15 protein-coding genes are annotated in these 16735 nt (G+C 48.1%); 12 read left to right on the top strand and 3 right to left on the bottom strand.

Going from position 1 to position 16735, the window contains the following annotated elements:
• The first annotated feature begins 95 nt into the window (after nucleotides 1-95).
• The 4 genes from B067_RS0100850 to B067_RS0100835 all read left to right on the top strand — a co-directional run bounded on the left by B067_RS0100850 (nucleotide 96) and on the right by B067_RS0100835 (nucleotide 1834).
• A complete protein-coding gene (locus tag B067_RS0100850) occupies nucleotides 96-509 on the top strand; it encodes a rhodanese-like domain-containing protein (RefSeq protein ID WP_019528150.1) in 414 nt (137 codons plus the stop codon).
• Nucleotides 509-772 carry a glutaredoxin 3 gene (gene grxC, locus B067_RS0100845; protein WP_019528149.1) on the top strand — a complete coding sequence of 88 codons (264 nt, stop codon included), beginning with the start codon at nucleotides 509-511 and terminating at the stop codon, nucleotides 770-772. The genes B067_RS0100850 and grxC overlap by 1 nt, the downstream gene beginning before the upstream one ends.
• Before the next feature lie 30 nt (nucleotides 773-802).
• Nucleotides 803-1279, top strand: coding sequence for a protein-export chaperone SecB (gene secB, locus B067_RS0100840; protein WP_019528148.1), 477 nt, complete (start codon nucleotides 803-805; stop codon nucleotides 1277-1279).
• Between the two features lie 90 nt (nucleotides 1280-1369).
• Nucleotides 1370-1834 carry a tRNA (cytidine(34)-2'-O)-methyltransferase gene (locus B067_RS0100835; RefSeq protein ID WP_019528147.1) on the top strand — a complete coding sequence of 155 codons (465 nt, stop codon included), beginning with the start codon at nucleotides 1370-1372 and terminating at the stop codon, nucleotides 1832-1834.
• A 995-nt stretch (nucleotides 1835-2829) separates the two neighbouring features.
• Here B067_RS0100835 and B067_RS19280 read toward each other — a convergent pair.
• The 3 genes from B067_RS19280 to B067_RS0100820 form a co-directional block, all read right to left on the bottom strand.
• Nucleotides 2830-4833 carry a tetratricopeptide repeat-containing sulfotransferase family protein gene (locus tag B067_RS19280; RefSeq protein ID WP_019528146.1) on the bottom strand — a complete coding sequence of 668 codons (2004 nt, stop codon included), beginning with the start codon at nucleotides 4831-4833 and terminating at the stop codon, nucleotides 2830-2832.
• Between the two features lie 122 nt (nucleotides 4834-4955).
• Nucleotides 4956-7325, bottom strand: coding sequence for a TonB-dependent receptor (locus B067_RS0100825; RefSeq protein ID WP_019528145.1), 2370 nt, complete (start codon nucleotides 7323-7325; stop codon nucleotides 4956-4958).
• Between the two features lie 273 nt (nucleotides 7326-7598).
• Nucleotides 7599-8213: a TetR/AcrR family transcriptional regulator gene (locus tag B067_RS0100820; protein ID WP_019528144.1), complete on the bottom strand. Its 615-nt coding sequence runs from the start codon at nucleotides 8211-8213 to the stop codon at nucleotides 7599-7601.
• 302 nt (nucleotides 8214-8515) lie between these two features.
• Between B067_RS0100820 and B067_RS19275 the strand changes: the two genes are divergently transcribed.
• From B067_RS19275 to B067_RS0100780, 8 genes are all read left to right on the top strand, one after another.
• Entirely contained in the window at nucleotides 8516-9505 is a 990-nt protein-coding gene (locus B067_RS19275; RefSeq protein WP_019528143.1) for a type IV pilus biogenesis protein PilM, read from the top strand.
• Nucleotides 9492-10097, top strand: a complete 606-nt coding sequence (locus tag B067_RS21095) for a PilN domain-containing protein (protein WP_019528142.1) — start codon at nucleotides 9492-9494, stop codon at nucleotides 10095-10097. Before B067_RS19275 ends, B067_RS21095 begins: the two co-directional genes overlap by 14 nt.
• On the top strand, nucleotides 10094-10795 hold the full coding sequence (locus B067_RS0100805; RefSeq protein WP_019528141.1) for a hypothetical protein: 702 nt from the start codon (nucleotides 10094-10096) through the stop codon (nucleotides 10793-10795). The genes B067_RS21095 and B067_RS0100805 overlap by 4 nt, the downstream gene beginning before the upstream one ends.
• Before the next feature lies 1 nt (nucleotide 10796).
• On the top strand, nucleotides 10797-11108 hold the full coding sequence (locus B067_RS19265) for a hypothetical protein (RefSeq protein WP_019528140.1): 312 nt from the start codon (nucleotides 10797-10799) through the stop codon (nucleotides 11106-11108).
• A 66-nt stretch (nucleotides 11109-11174) separates the two neighbouring features.
• Nucleotides 11175-12764 (top strand): pilus (MSHA type) biogenesis protein MshL, encoded by a 1590-nt coding sequence (mshL, locus tag B067_RS0100795; RefSeq protein WP_019528139.1) that lies wholly within the window; start codon nucleotides 11175-11177, stop codon nucleotides 12762-12764.
• 28 nt (nucleotides 12765-12792) lie between these two features.
• Entirely contained in the window at nucleotides 12793-13647 is an 855-nt protein-coding gene (locus B067_RS0100790; RefSeq protein ID WP_019528138.1) for an ExeA family protein, read from the top strand.
• On the top strand, nucleotides 13644-14984 hold the full coding sequence (locus B067_RS0100785; RefSeq protein WP_019528137.1) for a tetratricopeptide repeat protein: 1341 nt from the start codon (nucleotides 13644-13646) through the stop codon (nucleotides 14982-14984). Before B067_RS0100790 ends, B067_RS0100785 begins: the two co-directional genes overlap by 4 nt.
• Nucleotides 14974-16734, top strand: a complete 1761-nt coding sequence (locus B067_RS0100780) for a GspE/PulE family protein (RefSeq protein WP_019528136.1) — start codon at nucleotides 14974-14976, stop codon at nucleotides 16732-16734. The genes B067_RS0100785 and B067_RS0100780 overlap by 11 nt, the downstream gene beginning before the upstream one ends.
• Nucleotide 16735: the final 1 nt, after the last annotated feature.

Genomic DNA, 16735 nt, shown 5'->3' with positions numbered 1-16735 from the left:
CTGTGTATAATCGCCAGCTTTGCTAGGCAGCCTGCAGCAGTATCAGGCTGTAGAAAGTGCTAGCGACTTATTACTGAATTGGGTAAATATTAGACATGGCATTGTTTATAGAGTTTTTAGGGCAGCAGTGGATGCTCGCTAGCGCGGTATTGGTGTGCTTTATTGTGTTGATGAAGTACGAGTCGCAGAAGGGTGGCGCTAGCTTGTCACCACAGCAAATGATTAACAAGGTTAATAAAGAAGAGGCGGTAGTCATTGATGTGCGTGATAAGGCTGAATTTAAAGCTGGGCATATAGTAGACGCCATTAACATGCCGTCTAGCAGCTTTGCTACCCGCCTAGGTGAGTTAGAGCCTTACCGCGATCGTCCTATAGTGATGGTGTGCAAAATGGGCCAGCATTCTGGCGCTGCCGGTAAGCAGTTAACTGCGGCGGGTTTTGAGCAGGTGTTTCGCCTCAGTGGCGGCATGATGGAATGGAAAAGTATGCAGTTGCCTGAGGTATCGTAATGTCTATAGACGTATTAATGTATAGCTCCAATTACTGCCCTTTTTGCACGCGCGCCAAGCAGTTATTGCAAAGCAAAGGTGTAGTAGTAAAAGAATTAATTGTGGATGGTAACCCTGAGCTGCGACAAGAAATGATGCAGAAAGGTGGCCGCCACACGGTGCCACAGATTTGGGTAGGTGATACTCATGTCGGTGGTTGTGATGATTTGTTTGCGTTGGAACGCGCAGGGAAATTCGATGCATTAGTGCAATGTGCTGGCTAGTGTGACAATACAATAAAGAGAGGTGTCAGCATGGCTGAGAATGAACAACAATTTGCAGTACAGCGTTTATACATTAAAGACGTATCGTTTGAAGCGCCTTTAGGGGCGGAAGTCTTTACCAAACAATGGGCGCCTGAAATTCAGGTAGACCTAGGTAGCAAAAACAACAAGCTGTCTGACGATCAATACGAAGTGACCTTGTCTGTGACTATTACGGGTAAGTTAGAGGATAACGTGGCCTTTTTAATTGAAGTGCACCAAGCGGGTATCTTCTTAATTAAAGGATTGGAAGATGAGCAGCTGCGTCGTGCGGTTAGCATCATGTGCCCTAACCTATTATTCCCTTATGTGCGTGAAGCGGTAGATAGCTTGGCGATTAAAGGTGGTTTCCCGGCCATAGGTTTACAGCCAGTTAACTTTGAAGCGCTATACGTGCAGGCCATGCAAAAAGCCGCCGCTGAACAGCAGCAACAAGCTGAAGCAGCGCCAGCGCCAGAAGCACACTAAGCTTTAGAGCGTGATTAAAAAAACCGCAGTGCGATTAGCGCCTGCGGTTTTTTAGTTTAGGCTGAGCAAAAAGTACATTGAGAGTGCGTCATGTTTCATATTGCCTTATTCGAACCCCGTATAGCCCCTAATACGGGGAATATTATTCGGCTGATAGCCAACAATGGTTGTGAGCTACATATTATTGAGCCTATGGGTTTTGATTTTGAAGAAAAAAAGCTGCGCCGCGCCGGCTTGGATTACCACGATTTAAACCGAGTAACGCGCTACCCTAATTACGCCGCTTTTAAAGAGGCGATGGGGGATAGGCGTATATTGGCTTGCACCACTAAAGGCAGTAGGCCCCACGATCAGCTGCAATACCAAGCTGATGATGTGTTGTTATTTGGCTCAGAAACCAGCGGCTTACCTGATGAGGTGATGAATAGCATCGCCTTGGAAAACCGGCTGCGCATCCCCATGCAACCCACTAGTCGCAGTTTAAACTTATCAAATTCGGTGGCGATTATTAGCTATGAAGCTTGGCGGCAACAGGGCTTTATCGGTGGCGAATGAGTGTCGCCGTGAACGGCGAGCTTTAAGCGGCAAGCTGTAAGTTGTAAGAAAAAACAAACCTTATGAAAAGTTTGCTGATTGTTACAGTTGAAAAGTTTTAGCTCGGCAATGGCCCAGGGTCATTGCTACATGATGGCGGCCCTCCGGGCTGCCTTCACTCCCGCCTGAGCCCGTCACCCCTGCGGGGAAAGCAGCCGGTCTCATTCGCTCGTTCAGCGGTCATCTTTGATATTCCGCAATAACCTCGGGCCATTGCCTGCCTATCGCAGTAATATCACAGTGCATATTTATTACCGACAATATTAAAAGTTAGCCCTCGGTTTTAGAAAACCAGTTGTACTGGCCTAAGTATTTACAGTAATGAAAAAAATGCTGTGAAATTTTCTGATAGAGTAAATGTTTTAATCTGACAATGGCCCAAGGTTATTGCTGCATGATGGCGGCCCTCCGGGCTGCCTTCACTCCCGCCTGAGCCCGTCACCCCTGCGGGGAAAGCAGCCGGTCTCATTCGCTCGTTCAGCGCTCATCTTTGATATTCCGCAATAACCTTGGGCTATTGCCTACACAAATCGTAGTGGCATTACGGTACATATTCCTTGTCGACAATACTGAAATACGCTTGATGGTAGAGGGGTGAGCTGGGTGCTGTCGCGAAATATAAAGGGGCTGGCCGCGGTAGCGGATGAGACAGCGCAGCGCCTTAAGGCTCAGTAGCGGACGCGGGCGTCTTTTAGATAAAGGGGGGAGGGGCCTGCCCATGTAGCGACAGTATCCGGCTCAGCCATCGGTGGCGAATGAGTCTCGCCGCGAGCGGCGAGCTTTAAGCTGCAAGTATTTATCAGCCTTTCAGGCTGAGATGTAAGCTACAAGAGGTAAGCTTTAAGAAAAAGATAAAAAAGACTTGATTTAGTAATGCGCAGGTCCAAAGTTTCTTGCCTCTTGCCTCTTGCCTCTTGCCTCTTGCCTCTTGCCTCTTGCCTCTTGCCTCTTGCCTCTTATTTTTTTAACACGTCCCCTAGTGCTGTTTGTAGTGGATCTAATAAGTCGCCAAAATTTTGCCAGTAGGCCAGCGCTGAGCGGTAGATGGGTTTGCGCACTTGTTCCGAGCTGGAGGTTTTTACCGCGCGCTCGGTTTGGTGGAAGTTGATGCAGTTTTCCTCAAAGGGTAATTCGCAGTAATCTAACAGGCGCGTTACGTGGCTGGGCAGGTCATCCACCACTTCTTCATATTGCACATCTAAAATTTTACCCGGTAATACCTTATGCCAGTGTTGCATAAGCCTGTCGTAATCGTGGTAGTACAAACCTAAATCAGTGAGGTCGTAAGTAAAGTGCTGGCCCATTGCCCATAGTTGTTTGTAGCAGCCTAGGCAGCTGTCCATAGGGTGGCGACGGGCGTTTATGATCTTAGCGTTGGGGAAGCAGGATAAAATCAAACCTATATGAGCAAAGTTATTGGGGAGCTTGTCGATAAAAAACGGTGCTTTTTGTTGGCGGTGAAATTCTGCTTGTTTTAAATAATGGGCTGCTGCTTTTTGAATGTTACTGGTTGTTAAGTGGCTGGCGGGGTTGCTGGTAGGGCTGTTAGGAGAGCTGCTTTTGGGATAAAGAGTGGCCATGCGGGCAGCGATACGCGGCATATAGGGTAATTCTTGGGTGCCTTCTATCTGTGAGTGGCTAGCGAGTATTTGCTCTTGCAGGGTAGAGCCAGAACGAGGTAGGCCGACAATAAAAATAGGTGTTACTTCTTGGTTTGCTTTATCAAGGCTAGGGTTGTTTTCTAGCTGGGCAAAAAAAGCAGCGTTATAGGTGGCGATAATAGTATCTATTTGCTGGCTATTGCTTGCAGCACTGTAATCCACCAGGGTTTTTTGTACGCGGTTGGCTTGTTGGTAGTGGCCGAAAGCGTTGCGGTAATCTTTTTTGTGCTCTAGGGCTTTACCCAGCGCGTAGCCGAAATAGACTTGGTCTTTTTCTGGTAGCTCTTTATTATTGAGTGCTTGTTGCATGGTGGCGATTTGCGGGTCGCTGAAGGAAAAAGTTTTCATGTCAGAAAGCGCCCAGTAGGCTTCGCCATAATTTTCATTGTTACCGATACAGGTTTGCAATTCTATGATGGCTTGTTCTTGTTCGCCTATGGTTTTTAAGGCTAGGCCTAGTTGTGACCGGGCACCGTTTAAGTCTGGGGATTTTTCTAAAATGTTGTTAAGTAGGCTGATACCTTGGTGGTAATCGTAGTTTTTGATATAGGCGTCAGCTTTGATGATTAAGGTTTCGTCGGCATTAGGGTTAATTTCTAAGCTGCGTTTTAGGCTGGTATCCGCTTCATTCACCTTGTCTTGCATGAGCTGGGCACGACTTAGGCCGTTCCATATACGCCAATTTTCGGGGGCTTTGCTGAGTACTTTTTGGTATAGCTGTTCGGCCCGTTGTGGGTTGAGCTTAGAGCTGGCGTAGTCGCCCAGTATTAGCAAAATAGCCATATTGCTTGGGTCCACATCTAGCACCGCTTGGCCGGTTTTTTCTAAGGCCTCATGTTGATTGTCGCGTAATTGCTGCTGCGCCACGGCTATCAGTTCGGTAATTTTTTCGCGTTGTTGAAAATGCCCGCTCATGGCTTGGGCTTGTTCTGTTTTGCCCTGTTCCAGCAGTACTTCATGTAGCAACTTGCTGGCTTGGTGTAGTTTGCTGTCTATGTGCAGTGCTTGTTGCAGGCGCTGTTCAGCGCTGGCGTAATCCTGTTGCTCTTTTTTGACTAGGGCTAAATCTATATAGGCATGGGCGTAGTCGCCGGCTAAGCTAATAACAGCGTTAAAGGCTTTTTCGGCTTCGCCTAGCCTACCTTTTTTGTGTTGGGTTTGGCCGTATAGCCTTAGGGTGTTTACTTCTTTGGCGTTGATTTGTAGTAATTTTTTGCACAATGCTTCGGCCTCATCAATGTTGCCGGTTTTGTAGGCATTTAAGGCTTGGAAAAAAGTTTCTCTAGGATTGTTTGTCATAGTTACTTTACTTGGCAGAAGGTTTTTCTAGGGACTATAGCCACTGTACTTGTTATTAGTGTTAAAGCAAAAAAAAGGGCCGGCCAATGGCCAGCCCTTTTAATGGTGCTAGTAAGCGTTAATTAAAAGCGGTAGCTTACGTTGGCGCCTACAGTACGAGGCTTAGCTGGTGAGATCTGGTGTGAACCTATGCTGAAACTATCATAGGCAGCGCCTTTATAGTATTCCTCATCGGTTAAGTTCTCAATATAGCCTTCTACTGTCCAGCCATTGTCGTGGGCATAGATAACGCGGAAGTTAAACTTGCTATAGTCATCGCCACGAATTTCTTTGCGGTCGTCAAAGTCTACCGAGGCTTCGTCTTGGTAGAAGTTTTCTAGCGCGAAGCGCATTTCGGATTCAGGAAACGGCATGATGTAAGTTGCAACTAAAGCGTAGCTAGTTTTTATGGTGCCGGGCAAAGTATTACCTTTACAGTCGGTACAAATAGCTGCCGTTTTAACTTTGGTCAGCTCAGTGTCCAGGAAAGCTACACCTAAGTAGATGTCGATATTTTGTGTAGGCAGTATACGCAAGTCGGCTTCTAAGCCGCGGCCTTGTGCATCACCAGCGTTTACAACGCGGGTAGCAACTATGTCTGCGTCAAAGTAGTTAACTTGGTAGTCGTCAAAGTCGTATTGAAAAATACTGGCTTTGGCTTCTATGCGGTTATCCCACCATTTCGATTTAACACCTATTTCATAGTTGGTGACTTCTTCTTGATCGAAAGATTCAATCAAGGCGTTGTCAGTGGCGTCACCTGAACGACCATTAAGAATTTCATTGGCGTAGTAGGCACCGTTTTTAGCAGGGTCTTTATAGCCTAGGCTGTTGGTGTTGTAGCCGCCAGCTTTATAGCCTTGTGAAATGGTAGCGTAAACAGAAACATCGTAGTTGATGTAGTAGTTCACCGCCAGGCGAGGGGAGAAGTTGCTCCAGTCATCGTCTTGGTAAACATAACCATCGGTATATGCGGCACCGTTAAAGATAGAGGGGTTAGCTAGCTCAGTGTCTTCTAGCATCCATAGCCCTAGGTCGCGTTTGTCTTGGGTATAACGTGCACCCAAGGTGAACTCTAAGTCTTCGGTAGCGGCCCAGGTGATATCACCGTAAACGCCCCAACCTTCATATTCAGCATCGACGGCGCGACGTTCGGTGACCATGCCGTTGCCGGCTACGCCAGTTTGGAATCCATAGGTGTCGGCGTTGTAAAAGTAGTAGGCGCTACAGTCGGGAGTATAAGCGCTTTCGTCGACTAGGCCTAAGCCATATGTTGCGGCGGCATAAGCTGTAGCTGAGAATGAGCACTGTGTGTCTTCGTCATAGCTGTCGCTGACTTGCGCCGATAAGCGTTCTTTGTAGACCGATACGCCAGCAAACCACGTAATGTCGCCTTCACCTTCGTAGTTAATGCGTAGCTCTTGGCTAAAGTATTCCTGTTCTTGGTTTTGGGAATAGTGGTCTATAGCTTCAGCTGAGCCGTCAAAGTCTTCTAAGTAGTAGTAGTTGTGGCCGCGGTAGGCGCTAATAGAGGTTAGCGCGTATTCGTCGCTAAGATCGTATTCTAAGGTTAGGGTTGCACCCCAGACTTCACCTTCGTCGCTGCTGTCGTCACCTAGGTCGCTGGCAACTTCGCCGTATTTTTCGCTAGGACGTTCCCAGCCTGTTAGGCGAGGGTCAGTGTCGCGGTTTAATACGTTGTAAGTGCTGCCATTAGCTTCGTGATCTTCGTATTCGAAGCTTAGCGTGGCGGATAGTGCTTCGCCCATATAGGCAAACGATAAACGGCCAGCATCGACATTGTTAAAGCCTAAATCCTTGCCGCCTGCTATGTTTTTGATCCAGCCATCTTGCTCTTCGTGAAAGTAAGCCATACGCATAGCGAAAGTGTCGCTAAGTGGCGTATTAAAAACACCGGTATAGGTGCTATAGCCATCTTCGGCGGCACCTATGGTTAACGAGCCTTCTAATTCTTCATGGGGCTTTTTGGTGGCGATGCTGATGGCACCTGCAGAGGAGTTACGGCCAAACAATGTGCCTTGCGGACCTTTAACCACTTCTATCATTTCTAAGTCGAAGAAGCTGGTAACGGCACCACCGGTGCGGCCTAGATAAACGCCGTCTTGGTATAGGCCTATGGAAGGCTCGGCACCTACGCCAAAGTCGTTAGTGACTACGCCGCGTATGTTTAAGGTGTCTAGAAAACTGTCGTCAGAGTCGCCAGTAACGCCAGGCGTTAAGGTGGTTAATGCTTTGACGTCGGTGATGTGGGCATCGGCGATAAAGTCACCGGTGAAGGCGCTTACCGCAATAGGTATATCTTGCAGCGTTTGCATACGCTTTTGTGAGGTAACGATCACTTCTTCTATGGCCCAAGATTGTGTTTCTTGTGCGGTTAAGAAGGGGGCGGTAAGGGTGGCGCTAATGGCTAATGCCAAGCTGCTTTTTTTCATTAGTAGTGTCTCCAAAATACATCTTGAGGCGGGCTGCTATCGTTGTCGTTATGAGGCTCGCCGGTATCTGACCTGTTCTATAAAGCAAGCCTTTACTAATATTTAGTGAAAGCTTGGCGGGGAGTCTGTCATAAAGTCTGAATCATTACCAATATATTTGGTTGCGGGCCAAAAAAGGCTCTGATGAACCGAAGGTAAAGGGGTTGACGGTTTCTAGAAAGGGGTTGGAGCTGAGGTCAGGCGCCGCCAAACGGCGGCACTGAGGCTGGCGGCTTAGGCTTGTTTGGCTATCATTAGAGCGCTTTGGTGGGTGGCTTCTATAAGCTTCTCTGAGCTGCTGAGCTGCAGATCGGTGTCGACCACCACCCCTAAGCCTTCATATAGCGACACGATAATGGTGGCTTTGGCGCGGCACTCTTCAATACTGATGTAGGGGTTGAGTAAGGTGATAAGGCGGGTGAGGTCATCGATATAGGCTTTATACAACTGTTTGACGTCGTCAGCTATTTTATCGTCGTAAGTGGCCAGCCAGAATAGGTTGCGGAAGAAGTTGCGGTCTGAGGATTTAAATAGGCTGCCCACGCAGTCGCTAACATAGCGCATAAAGGTTTTTTCCGGGTCTATGTCGAGGTCGGCCTCGCCGCGGAACAGGTCTTTATCGGTATAGTTTCTGGCCTCATCAATTAGCGCGTTCATTAATGACTGCTTAGAGGGGAAGTAATACTGTACATTAGACTTCCTGACTTCCAGCTGGCTGGCAATGTGATTAAAACTCAGCTCTTGGTAGCCCTGTTCGTCAATAATTTTTCTGGCGATCACCAGTATTTGCTGGCGTTTACTATTGCCTTTAATGGTTTTACCGACGTTATCCGGCGTGTTTGCCGTCATGATATTCTCCCTAGGCTGGCTGGTAATGGGGTTGGCTTGTGATGCGGGCGGGGTAAATTTTGGCTGATTTTTGGCCGTATGTATAATTTTTTATTGCAGCGGGTAAACTCGCCACCTAAAAGTATTTTTATTAAATGCTGGATAGTGGCCCTAAATACTCGAATTCTGACAAGAATTTGCTATAAAAAGCAGGGGCTTACAAAAAAAACAACAAGTAAACTGTGAAGTTATAAGCAAATCTGCAACAATGCTCAAGCATATAGAGTCGGTATTTTAATGGCTGAGGGAGAAACTCAGGGCGAATGAAAATAACAATACCCTGGTTGAAAAATAAAAAAGCTACGACAGGGCGAGTAGCGGTGGCCATGGGGCCAGACGGCCTACGCGTGGTTAATATTAATGCCGCAGGCGCGGTAGATTTTTGCTGTAGCTACCCTCAGGCTGGCGAGGCCGAGCAGATATTGTGCGGCTTGGTCGATGAGCACGATTGGCAGGATAAACCTTGCAGCTTGGTATTGCACCCCCTGTATTATCAGCTCACCCTCGCCGAGTCGCCCGAAGTGCAAGCCGGTGAAATGGCTGAAGCGGTGCGCTGGCGTTTGAAAGATCTAGTCGATTACCCTCTTAGCGATGCCGCTGTTGATTATTTTAGCCTGCCTAAAGATGCCTATCGTGGTCGTAAGTCTATGCTCTATGTGGCGGTGATGCGTAAAAATAGTTTACAGAGCTTAGTTCAGCCTATAGAAGCGGCAGGCTTGGCCTTGGACTGTATAGAGGTCTCAGAATTAGCCCTACATAATTTATCGGCTGCCCTGCCGGAAGTGCGCGGCGGCACCGCCATACTGCATTTATTAGAAGGCGAAGGTTTTATTAATCTAATAGAGGATGGCCAGATTTATCTGAGCCGTAAAATGGATATAGGGTATTCCTCCTTTGCCGGTGAGGGCGATCATTTACAGCAGTTTGAGGCTCTGTTGCTAGAAATACAGCGCTCCTTAGATTTTTATGAGAGCCAGCTGGGCAAGGGCATTATCTCCAACCTTTATTATTCACCAGCGATTAGCGCTACTGCAGCCTTGGGCGATTTTCTGTCTATGCAGCTAGGGGTTAATGTCGCGCCGTTAAATGTTAGCGCTCTAGTACAAAGTGATTTGCCGGCAGAAGAGCTGGCCTTGGCCGTTACCGCCCTAGGTGCCGCCACTGGTCCGGGCAAGCAGGCTAGCAGTCAGTCTAATAATCAGTCTAGCAATCAATCTAACCATGCTAAGGGGGCCGTTAATGCAACACATTAACCTAGTCTCCCAGCTAGATAGGGTTGTAGAGCCACCGTTTTCGGCGCGCCAACAGGCGTGGCTGTTAGGCGGTGTTATGTTGGTACTGGTGCTGGTTTATGTTATCGCGCTGTGGCAGCAGACTGGCCTTAATCAAGCGTTACAGCAGGGGCGTGCACAACAGGCCGAGCTCGCTAAACAGGTAGAGGGCTTAAGTGCAAAAAAACAAGCACAAGAAAATAACTCCACACTGGTGAATGAGCTAGCAGTATTAGAATCAGCTATACGCTTTAGGCGGCAATTGCTGGCCAGCATAGACCCCAGCGACCAATACCAGCAAAAAGGTTTCTCTGAGCATCTTAGTGGCTTGGCGCGCCAGCAATTGCAGGGCTTATGGTTTACCGAAATTATTTTAGGCAAGCAAGGCGGTCAAATGGCCTTGATGGGCTACACCTTAAAGCCCGAGTATTTACCACAATATATGCAACGCCTATCACAGGAGTCGGTGTTTAGTGGCCAGCAGTTTAATGTATTGCGCATGGCGCAAGCCGAAAAGCAGCGCAATGCCTTACGTTTTGAAATACGTGCCGCGGCGAAGGATAACAAACTATGAGAGAAACCTTTAAAGCGCGCATTATTGGTTGGCGGCAGCAGATAGATGCTCTGCAAACCCGCGAGCGGGTGATGGTGTTTGTAATGGTGGCTGCGGTATTGTTTTTTGCCTTGCAGTGGTTGTTGCTAGAGCCGGTGCTAAAAAGTAATGCGCAAATGACGCGCCAGCAACAGCAGTTGCAGGATCAACAACAGCAAAAAAAATCAGAAAAACAGCAGTTAGAAATGATACTGGCGGTGGGGGTTAATAAAGCCAAGTTGGTTCAACGCGATAAGCTAAATACGGACTTACTACGCTTAGATAAAAGCATACAGGCTTCACTATTAACCTTAATTCCGCCCAAGCTTATGCCGCAGGTATTAGAAAAAGTCTTGGCTGAAAATACCCAGTTAAAACTGCTGTCCTTAGAAAATAAACCGGTAGTGATTCTTATTGACGAACAGCAAGCCTCAAAGCAAGGCCCGCAACGTTCGGCCAATAGCGAATCCGATAACAAGCAGGGCTTGTATAAACACGGTTTTATTTTGCGTTTAGAGGGTAGCTATCCGGCGGCCATAGACTATTTTGAAGCACTGTCACAATTACCTTGGCGTTTTAATTGGGATGCTATGCATTACGAAGTAACGAGCTACCCCAAGGCAAATATCACTCTAGAGGTGCATACCGTGAGCTTGTCACCCGATTGGATAGGTGTTTAGCATGCGCTTAGATAAAGCTATTTTATTGCTAGTTGCGGTGTGGGCGCTAAGCGCACAGGCGTTGGCCTCTGACCCCACTAAGCCGCCGGGTTTTGGCGCGGAGCGAGCGGCTAAAATACAATATTATTTAAACAGTGTATTAATATCAGATACACGTAAGGTCGCTATTATTAATGGCAAAGCTCTCTCGGCGGGCGAAAGCATTAACGGCGCAACAGTACTTTCAATTAGCCATAAGCTAGTGCGCTTAGATAAAAACGGGCGTGTTATAGAATTAAAGCCAAAACGAGTCGCAATAAGGCGGGAACAATAAATGGTCGGTCGGCAAATAATAAGCTCTAGTGTACTTGTGCTATTAGCCTCCTGTGCGTGGACTCCCATGGAAACTCGGGATGCCAGTACGGTTGATAATGCAAGGCAAATTCTCACTGATGCAGCGCAGCCTAAAGCTACCGCTGGCGAGCCGCCAGCGGCGATTAGCGATGCCCTATTGCCCAGCGTGGGCTCGCAGTTGAGCGCCGCGAGTAATGAAGAAGAGCGCTTTGAGATTTATGTCGATGATGTTGATGCGCGCAGCTTTTTTATGGGGCTGGTAAAAGATACGTCTTACAATATGGTGGTGCACCCAGGCGTTACCGGCACTATTAGCTTGGAATTACGCAATGTCAGCGTAGAAGAGGTGATGGACGTGGTGCGTGAAGTTTACGGCTATCCCTATAAAAAGCGTGGCAATCTGTATCAGGTGTTACCCGATGGCCTGCAGTCAGAAATGTTTAAAATTGATTACTTAAGTTTGAAACGTCGCGGCCTTTCCGAAACCAAAGTTAGTGCCGGTCAGGTGACTAGTGCCGGTAGCAGCAATAGTGGCGGCAACAATAATAGCAACAGCTCCAGCAAAAAGAATAATAGCGGGGGCGGCCGCAATGGTGGTGCTACCTCTGTCGGCACTTTAATAGAAACTACTACCGAGTCAGATTTTTGGGGGGAGCTAAGGCGAACTCTAGGCATGTTAATTGGTAGCGGTGATGGCCGCAGTGTGGTGGTGACACCGCAAGCGGGTGTGATTGTAGTCAAAGCCGATGCCGGTGAATTAGAGGTGGTGCGAGAATATTTACGCAGCACCGAATTAATCATGCGCAGGCAGGTGGTGTTAGAGGCAAAAATTTTAGAAGTGCAATTATCCGATGGCTATCAAAGCGGCATTAACTGGACCGCCTTGGCTGACCCCGGCAGCAATAATAGCTTAGCCTTTGGCCTTAGTGGCTCGTCACCTGCCACGGCTGCCGGTGGCGTATTTGGCTTGGCTTTTGATACTGGCGACTTCTTCGGGGTAATTCAATTACTGGAAACCCAGGGCAATGTGCAGGTGTTATCCAGTCCAAGAATATCAACGGTTAATAATCAGCAGGCGGTGATTAAAGTGGGCCGGGATGAGTTTTTTGTCACCCAGGTGTCTAATACTACAACGACCTCTTCCGGCGGGACTACTAGTAGCCCCGAAGTGGAATTGACGCCGTTCTTCTCAGGCATAGCCTTAGATGTTACCCCGCAAATCAGTGGGGATAATGAAATTATTCTGCATATACACCCGTCAATTAGCGAAGTATCTGATCAAGTTAAGATAGTGAGTTTAGGTGACTCAGTGTTGGAGTTACCTTTAGCGCTAAGCACCATACGTGAAACTGATAGCATCGTGTATGCTCGCAGCGGTGATGTGGTGGTGTTGGGCGGCCTGATGCAAGACACTGCGGTAGAAGATAACTCCGGTATGCCGGGTTTATCGGATATCCCTTTACTAGGGCATTTATTTACCCAAGAGCGCAATAAAACCGTTAAAAGCGAATTGGTGATTTTGCTTAAGCCCGTTATCGTCGGTGCCGATGGTATGACGGAGTCGCTGAATGAATCAGCGCGACGCTTCGACCAGTTTCGCGATGCCATGGAGCCCATGTACTTTGGGCGACAATAGATTAGCGTTTTGCTAAGCGGCAACAATTATGTATAACGAATACTTTGGGTTAAAAGAACAGCCATTTGGTTTAACACCCAATACCTCGTACTTTTTTAATGTCAGGGCCTATCGCGAAGCCTTTAATATGTTGCGCGTAGCGCTAAGTAATGGCGAGGGTTTTATTAAGGTAGTTGGTGAGGTTGGTACCGGTAAAACCTTATTATGTCGTAAGTTATTAAACAGTTTAGGCGATGACTATTACAGCGCTTACATCCCCAATCCATTTTTAAACCCCGCGGCTTTATATAAGGCCCTGGCGGAAGAGTTGGGGGTGAAATGTAAAACCCGCGATGGCATCAATGAATTTCAAAAAGCGATTAATGAACGTTTAATTGAGTTAGTGGCTGAAGGTAAGCGGGTAGTGTTGATAATTGATGAAGCGCAAACCATGCCCGAAAAAACCTTAGAGGCGCTGCGTTTAATTTCCAACTTAGAAACCGAAACCAGTAAATTAATCCATATCGTTTTATTTGGCCAGCCTGAGTTAGATAGATTGCTAGCCTTGCACGAATTGCGGCAATTAAAACAGCGCATCACTTTTTCCTGTCAATTGACGCCCATGGATACCGATGGTGTGGGCAGCTATATACAGCATCGATTAAACACCGCTGGCTATCATGGTGAGCAATTGTTTCACAGTAGTGCTGTGGTTTTGGTTGCTAAGGCCAGCAGAGGGGTGCCTAGGCTGATTAATATGTTGTGCCATAAATCTTTAATGTGCGCCTATGGTAAAGGGGTAAAACAAATCGAGAGGCGGCATGTGTTGGCGGCAATTAATGATACCGAGGATGCGGTATTACCTAATGTATTGATGCGTTGGTTTTGGAGTGTGTGCTCGTGAGTTTAGTGAATGACATGCTCAATGATCTAGAAAAACGTCGCGTAGATCAGCCTGCCCAAAGTGAAAATTTAGAATGGTTAACCGCGCAGGCACCTACACGCAAAACCCCCAAACGGCCTTGGTATGCGCTGTTGTTGGTGCTGACTTTAGCCGCAGTGGCAATCGTGTTGTGGCAACAGTACCGAGCGCCATCTAGTCTCGTTGAGGCACAGAAAATACTCGTACAGGCTGAGCAAGCTAAGCCTAGAGATGCCTCCGCGCTTAACAACAAGTCCATGGAAAATACTAGCCCTACGCAAGCGCCGGCACAGCCTACTATAAGCGCGATAAACTTTGAACCAACTGCCGAGGGTTTGCAGGTACATATTGTGGCCACGCAGCCACTGGATTATCAGCTGACTAATAATCAGCGCCAGTTAGCGATAACTTTTAATCAGGTGCTTGCGCAATTACCACCGCACTTGGCGTCGGCGCAAGCACCGGTGAGTGCCGTTTCATTTCGCCCGTATAAAGAAGGCATGGTGCTGCTGTTTGATTTACAGCAGGCGGTATTGGTAAAGCGCGAGCGTCAGAACGGTGAGCAGTTAAGTTTATTGTTAGTGGCTAAGCCCACTCCCGTGGTTAGCGGCCCGAAGCCTGCCGCCGTAGCAGCCAAACCCGTGGCCATACAAAACATCGCGCCTGCCCAGCGTGTAAAAACCAGTACGCCTTTAACTGTGGGCCAACAAGATACGCTAACGGTTAAGGAGGCCAATAGTGCCATACGTAGTGGCGATGAAGCCGCCGCCGAAGTGCTGCTGCGAAGATTTATCCAGCGCTACCCGCAGGCGCTAGCTAGCCAGGTACTATTGGTTGAACTGTTAATAAAACAAAATCGTCACGCCGATGCTCAGGCTGCCTTAGATACGCAGCCCAGCCTTGTTGCCAAGGCTAGTGCATTGCGTCGTTTGCAGGCGCATTTGTTGGTGCTTAACCAGCAGCCTGAAAAAGCGGTGCAGTTATTATTAAGCAAGCAGCCTGATCTTAAATCGGAAACCCCTTACTACGAACTGTTGGCTATGGCGGCGCAGCGCGCTAAGCAATATCCCTTGTCCATACAAGTGTATAAAAGCTTGTTGCGCTTTGATTCCGGGCAGGGTTCATGGTGGGTGGGCTTGGCTATATCACAAGAGTTAGCGGGCTTAAAAGCCGATGCGCGAGCCGATTTTTTACAGGCTATGCGCGCAGGCCGTATTAATCAATCGCTGCGTGACTATGCCCGCAGCCGCTACGAGGCCTTAGCTGGCGCTGTAAACGTTTACCCATCATCGACAGTAGAGGGTGCCAATGGCGAATAATAAAGAAGTGAAAAAAATTCGTTTAGGTGATTTGCTGATTAGCAAAGGTTTAATTAGCGATCAGCAGCTGGGCGATGCCTTAGCGTCGCAAAAAACCAGTGGCAAAAAATTGGGCAGGGCGTTAATCGATTTAGGTTTTATCGAAGAAGACGCCATGCTCAACCTGTTGTCACAGCAATTGGCCGTGCCTTTTATACAGCTGCGTAACTACGATTTTAACTTTGACTTAACCGCACGTCTGCCGGAAACCTATGCTCGCCGCTATAGGGCGGTGGTGTTAAAAGAGCAAGACGGAAACATACTGATTGGTATGGCCGACCCCACCGATATTTTTGGCTTTGATGAGCTGTCGCGCATTGTTCAGCAGCCTTTGGATTTGGCGGTAGTACGTGAGTCTGAGCTATTGGATTCGCTGGACATATTGTATAGACGCACCGATGAAATCTCGTCGCTGGCTGAAGAGCTGGGCGATGAGATGGGCGACGACGAGGGCGATATAGATTATCTAGAAGCCACCGGCGCCGAAGATGCGCCAGTGGTTAAATTACTGCGCTCTATCTTTGAAGATGCGGTGCAGGTTAAAGCCTCCGATATACATATAGAGCCCGATGAAACCGTATTACGTATACGTCAGCGGGTAGATGGTGTGTTACAAGAACATGTCATGAACGAAAAGCGCATCGCCCCGGCGCTAGTGCTGCGTTTAAAGCTGATGTCAGGTTTAAATATTTCCGAAAAACGCCTGCCCCAAGATGGCCGTTTTAATATATCGGTAAAAGGCCGCAGCATCGATGTGCGTATATCCACCTTGCCGGCCCAGTTTGGTGAGTCGGTGGTGATGCGTTTGCTGGATCAGGGCGACGGTGCCATAGATTTAAATCACGTGGGCATGCCCAAAGATTTACTGGCAAGATTCCGCCGCCAAGTGACCAGACCCCATGGTTTGATTTTGGTTACCGGGCCTACCGGTAGCGGTAAAACCACCACGCTCTATGGCGCACTACAAGAGCTAAACAAAGCCGAAAAGAAAATCATTACCGTAGAAGATCCGGTGGAATACACCTTGCCGCGTATTACTCAGGTGCAGGTAAATGAAAAAATTGGCCTAGGCTTTGGCCAAGTGCTGCGCTCCACCTTACGGCAAGATCCCGATATATTGTTAATCGGTGAGATTCGTGACCAAGAGACGGCAGAAATCGCCGTGCGTGCCTCGCTTACTGGTCACTTAGTGTTATCTACTTTACATACCAATGACGCTATTACCTCCGCCATGCGCTTAATTGATGTTGGCTTGGAAGGCTATTTGGTGGCTAGTTCGCTACGGGCGGTAGTGGCTCAGCGTTTGGTGCGCCGCATCTGTGAAAGTTGCCGCCAATCCTATCAGCCCTCAGCGCAAGAGCAGCAATGGTTACGGGCTTTAGTCAGTGATGTTGAAAACATGACCTTTAGTACTGGCCGTGGTTGTTCCCATTGTAATCACACCGGTTACCGCGGTCGTATAGGTATTTTTGAATTACTGGAAATTGACAATGAAATGGCCGATGCCCTGCGGGTATCTGACCCCATCGCTTTTGCCAGTGCCGCGAGAAAGCAGCCTGGCTTTAAGCCGCTAACCCTTTGCGCCTTGGATTTTGCCGTGCAGGGGGTTACCTCTATAGAGGAGGTGCTACGGGTATCTGAGCAAATAGCGGAAGAGGGTGAGGTTAAAGTCGTAGCGCAGGTGCCGCAACAGCCCGAGGCAGAGGCTTAAG

This window comes from Dasania marina DSM 21967 (genome assembly GCF_000373485.1).
GTDB lineage: Bacteria > Pseudomonadota > Gammaproteobacteria > Pseudomonadales > Dasaniaceae > Dasania > Dasania marina.
Note: the sequence above shows the minus strand (reverse complement) of the source record. Positions and strands in the feature narration are given on the sequence as shown.

Bases quoted from the DNA above. Each gene is read 5' to 3' on its own strand.
- B067_RS19280 (WP_019528146.1), bottom strand. From the start codon at position 4,833: ATGACAAACAATCCTAGAGAAACTTTTTTCCAAGCCTTAAATGCCTAC.
- B067_RS0100780 (WP_019528136.1), top strand. From the start codon at position 14,974: ATGGCGAATAATAAAGAAGTGAAAAAAATTCGTTTAGGTGATTTGCTG.
- B067_RS21095 (WP_019528142.1), top strand. From the start codon at position 9,492: ATGCAACACATTAACCTAGTCTCCCAGCTAGATAGGGTTGTAGAGCCA.
- B067_RS19275 (WP_019528143.1), top strand. From the start codon at position 8,516: ATGAAAATAACAATACCCTGGTTGAAAAATAAAAAAGCTACGACAGGG.
- B067_RS0100835 (WP_019528147.1), top strand. From the start codon at position 1,370: ATGTTTCATATTGCCTTATTCGAACCCCGTATAGCCCCTAATACGGGG.
- B067_RS19265 (WP_019528140.1), top strand. From the start codon at position 10,797: ATGCGCTTAGATAAAGCTATTTTATTGCTAGTTGCGGTGTGGGCGCTA.
- B067_RS0100820 (WP_019528144.1), bottom strand. From the start codon at position 8,213: ATGACGGCAAACACGCCGGATAACGTCGGTAAAACCATTAAAGGCAAT.
- B067_RS0100805 (WP_019528141.1), top strand. From the start codon at position 10,094: ATGAGAGAAACCTTTAAAGCGCGCATTATTGGTTGGCGGCAGCAGATA.
- mshL (WP_019528139.1), top strand. From the start codon at position 11,175: ATGGAAACTCGGGATGCCAGTACGGTTGATAATGCAAGGCAAATTCTC.
- secB (WP_019528148.1), top strand. From the start codon at position 803: ATGGCTGAGAATGAACAACAATTTGCAGTACAGCGTTTATACATTAAA.
- B067_RS0100790 (WP_019528138.1), top strand. From the start codon at position 12,793: ATGTATAACGAATACTTTGGGTTAAAAGAACAGCCATTTGGTTTAACA.
- grxC (WP_019528149.1), top strand. From the start codon at position 509: ATGTCTATAGACGTATTAATGTATAGCTCCAATTACTGCCCTTTTTGC.
- B067_RS0100825 (WP_019528145.1), bottom strand. From the start codon at position 7,325: ATGAAAAAAAGCAGCTTGGCATTAGCCATTAGCGCCACCCTTACCGCC.
- B067_RS0100850 (WP_019528150.1), top strand. From the start codon at position 96: ATGGCATTGTTTATAGAGTTTTTAGGGCAGCAGTGGATGCTCGCTAGC.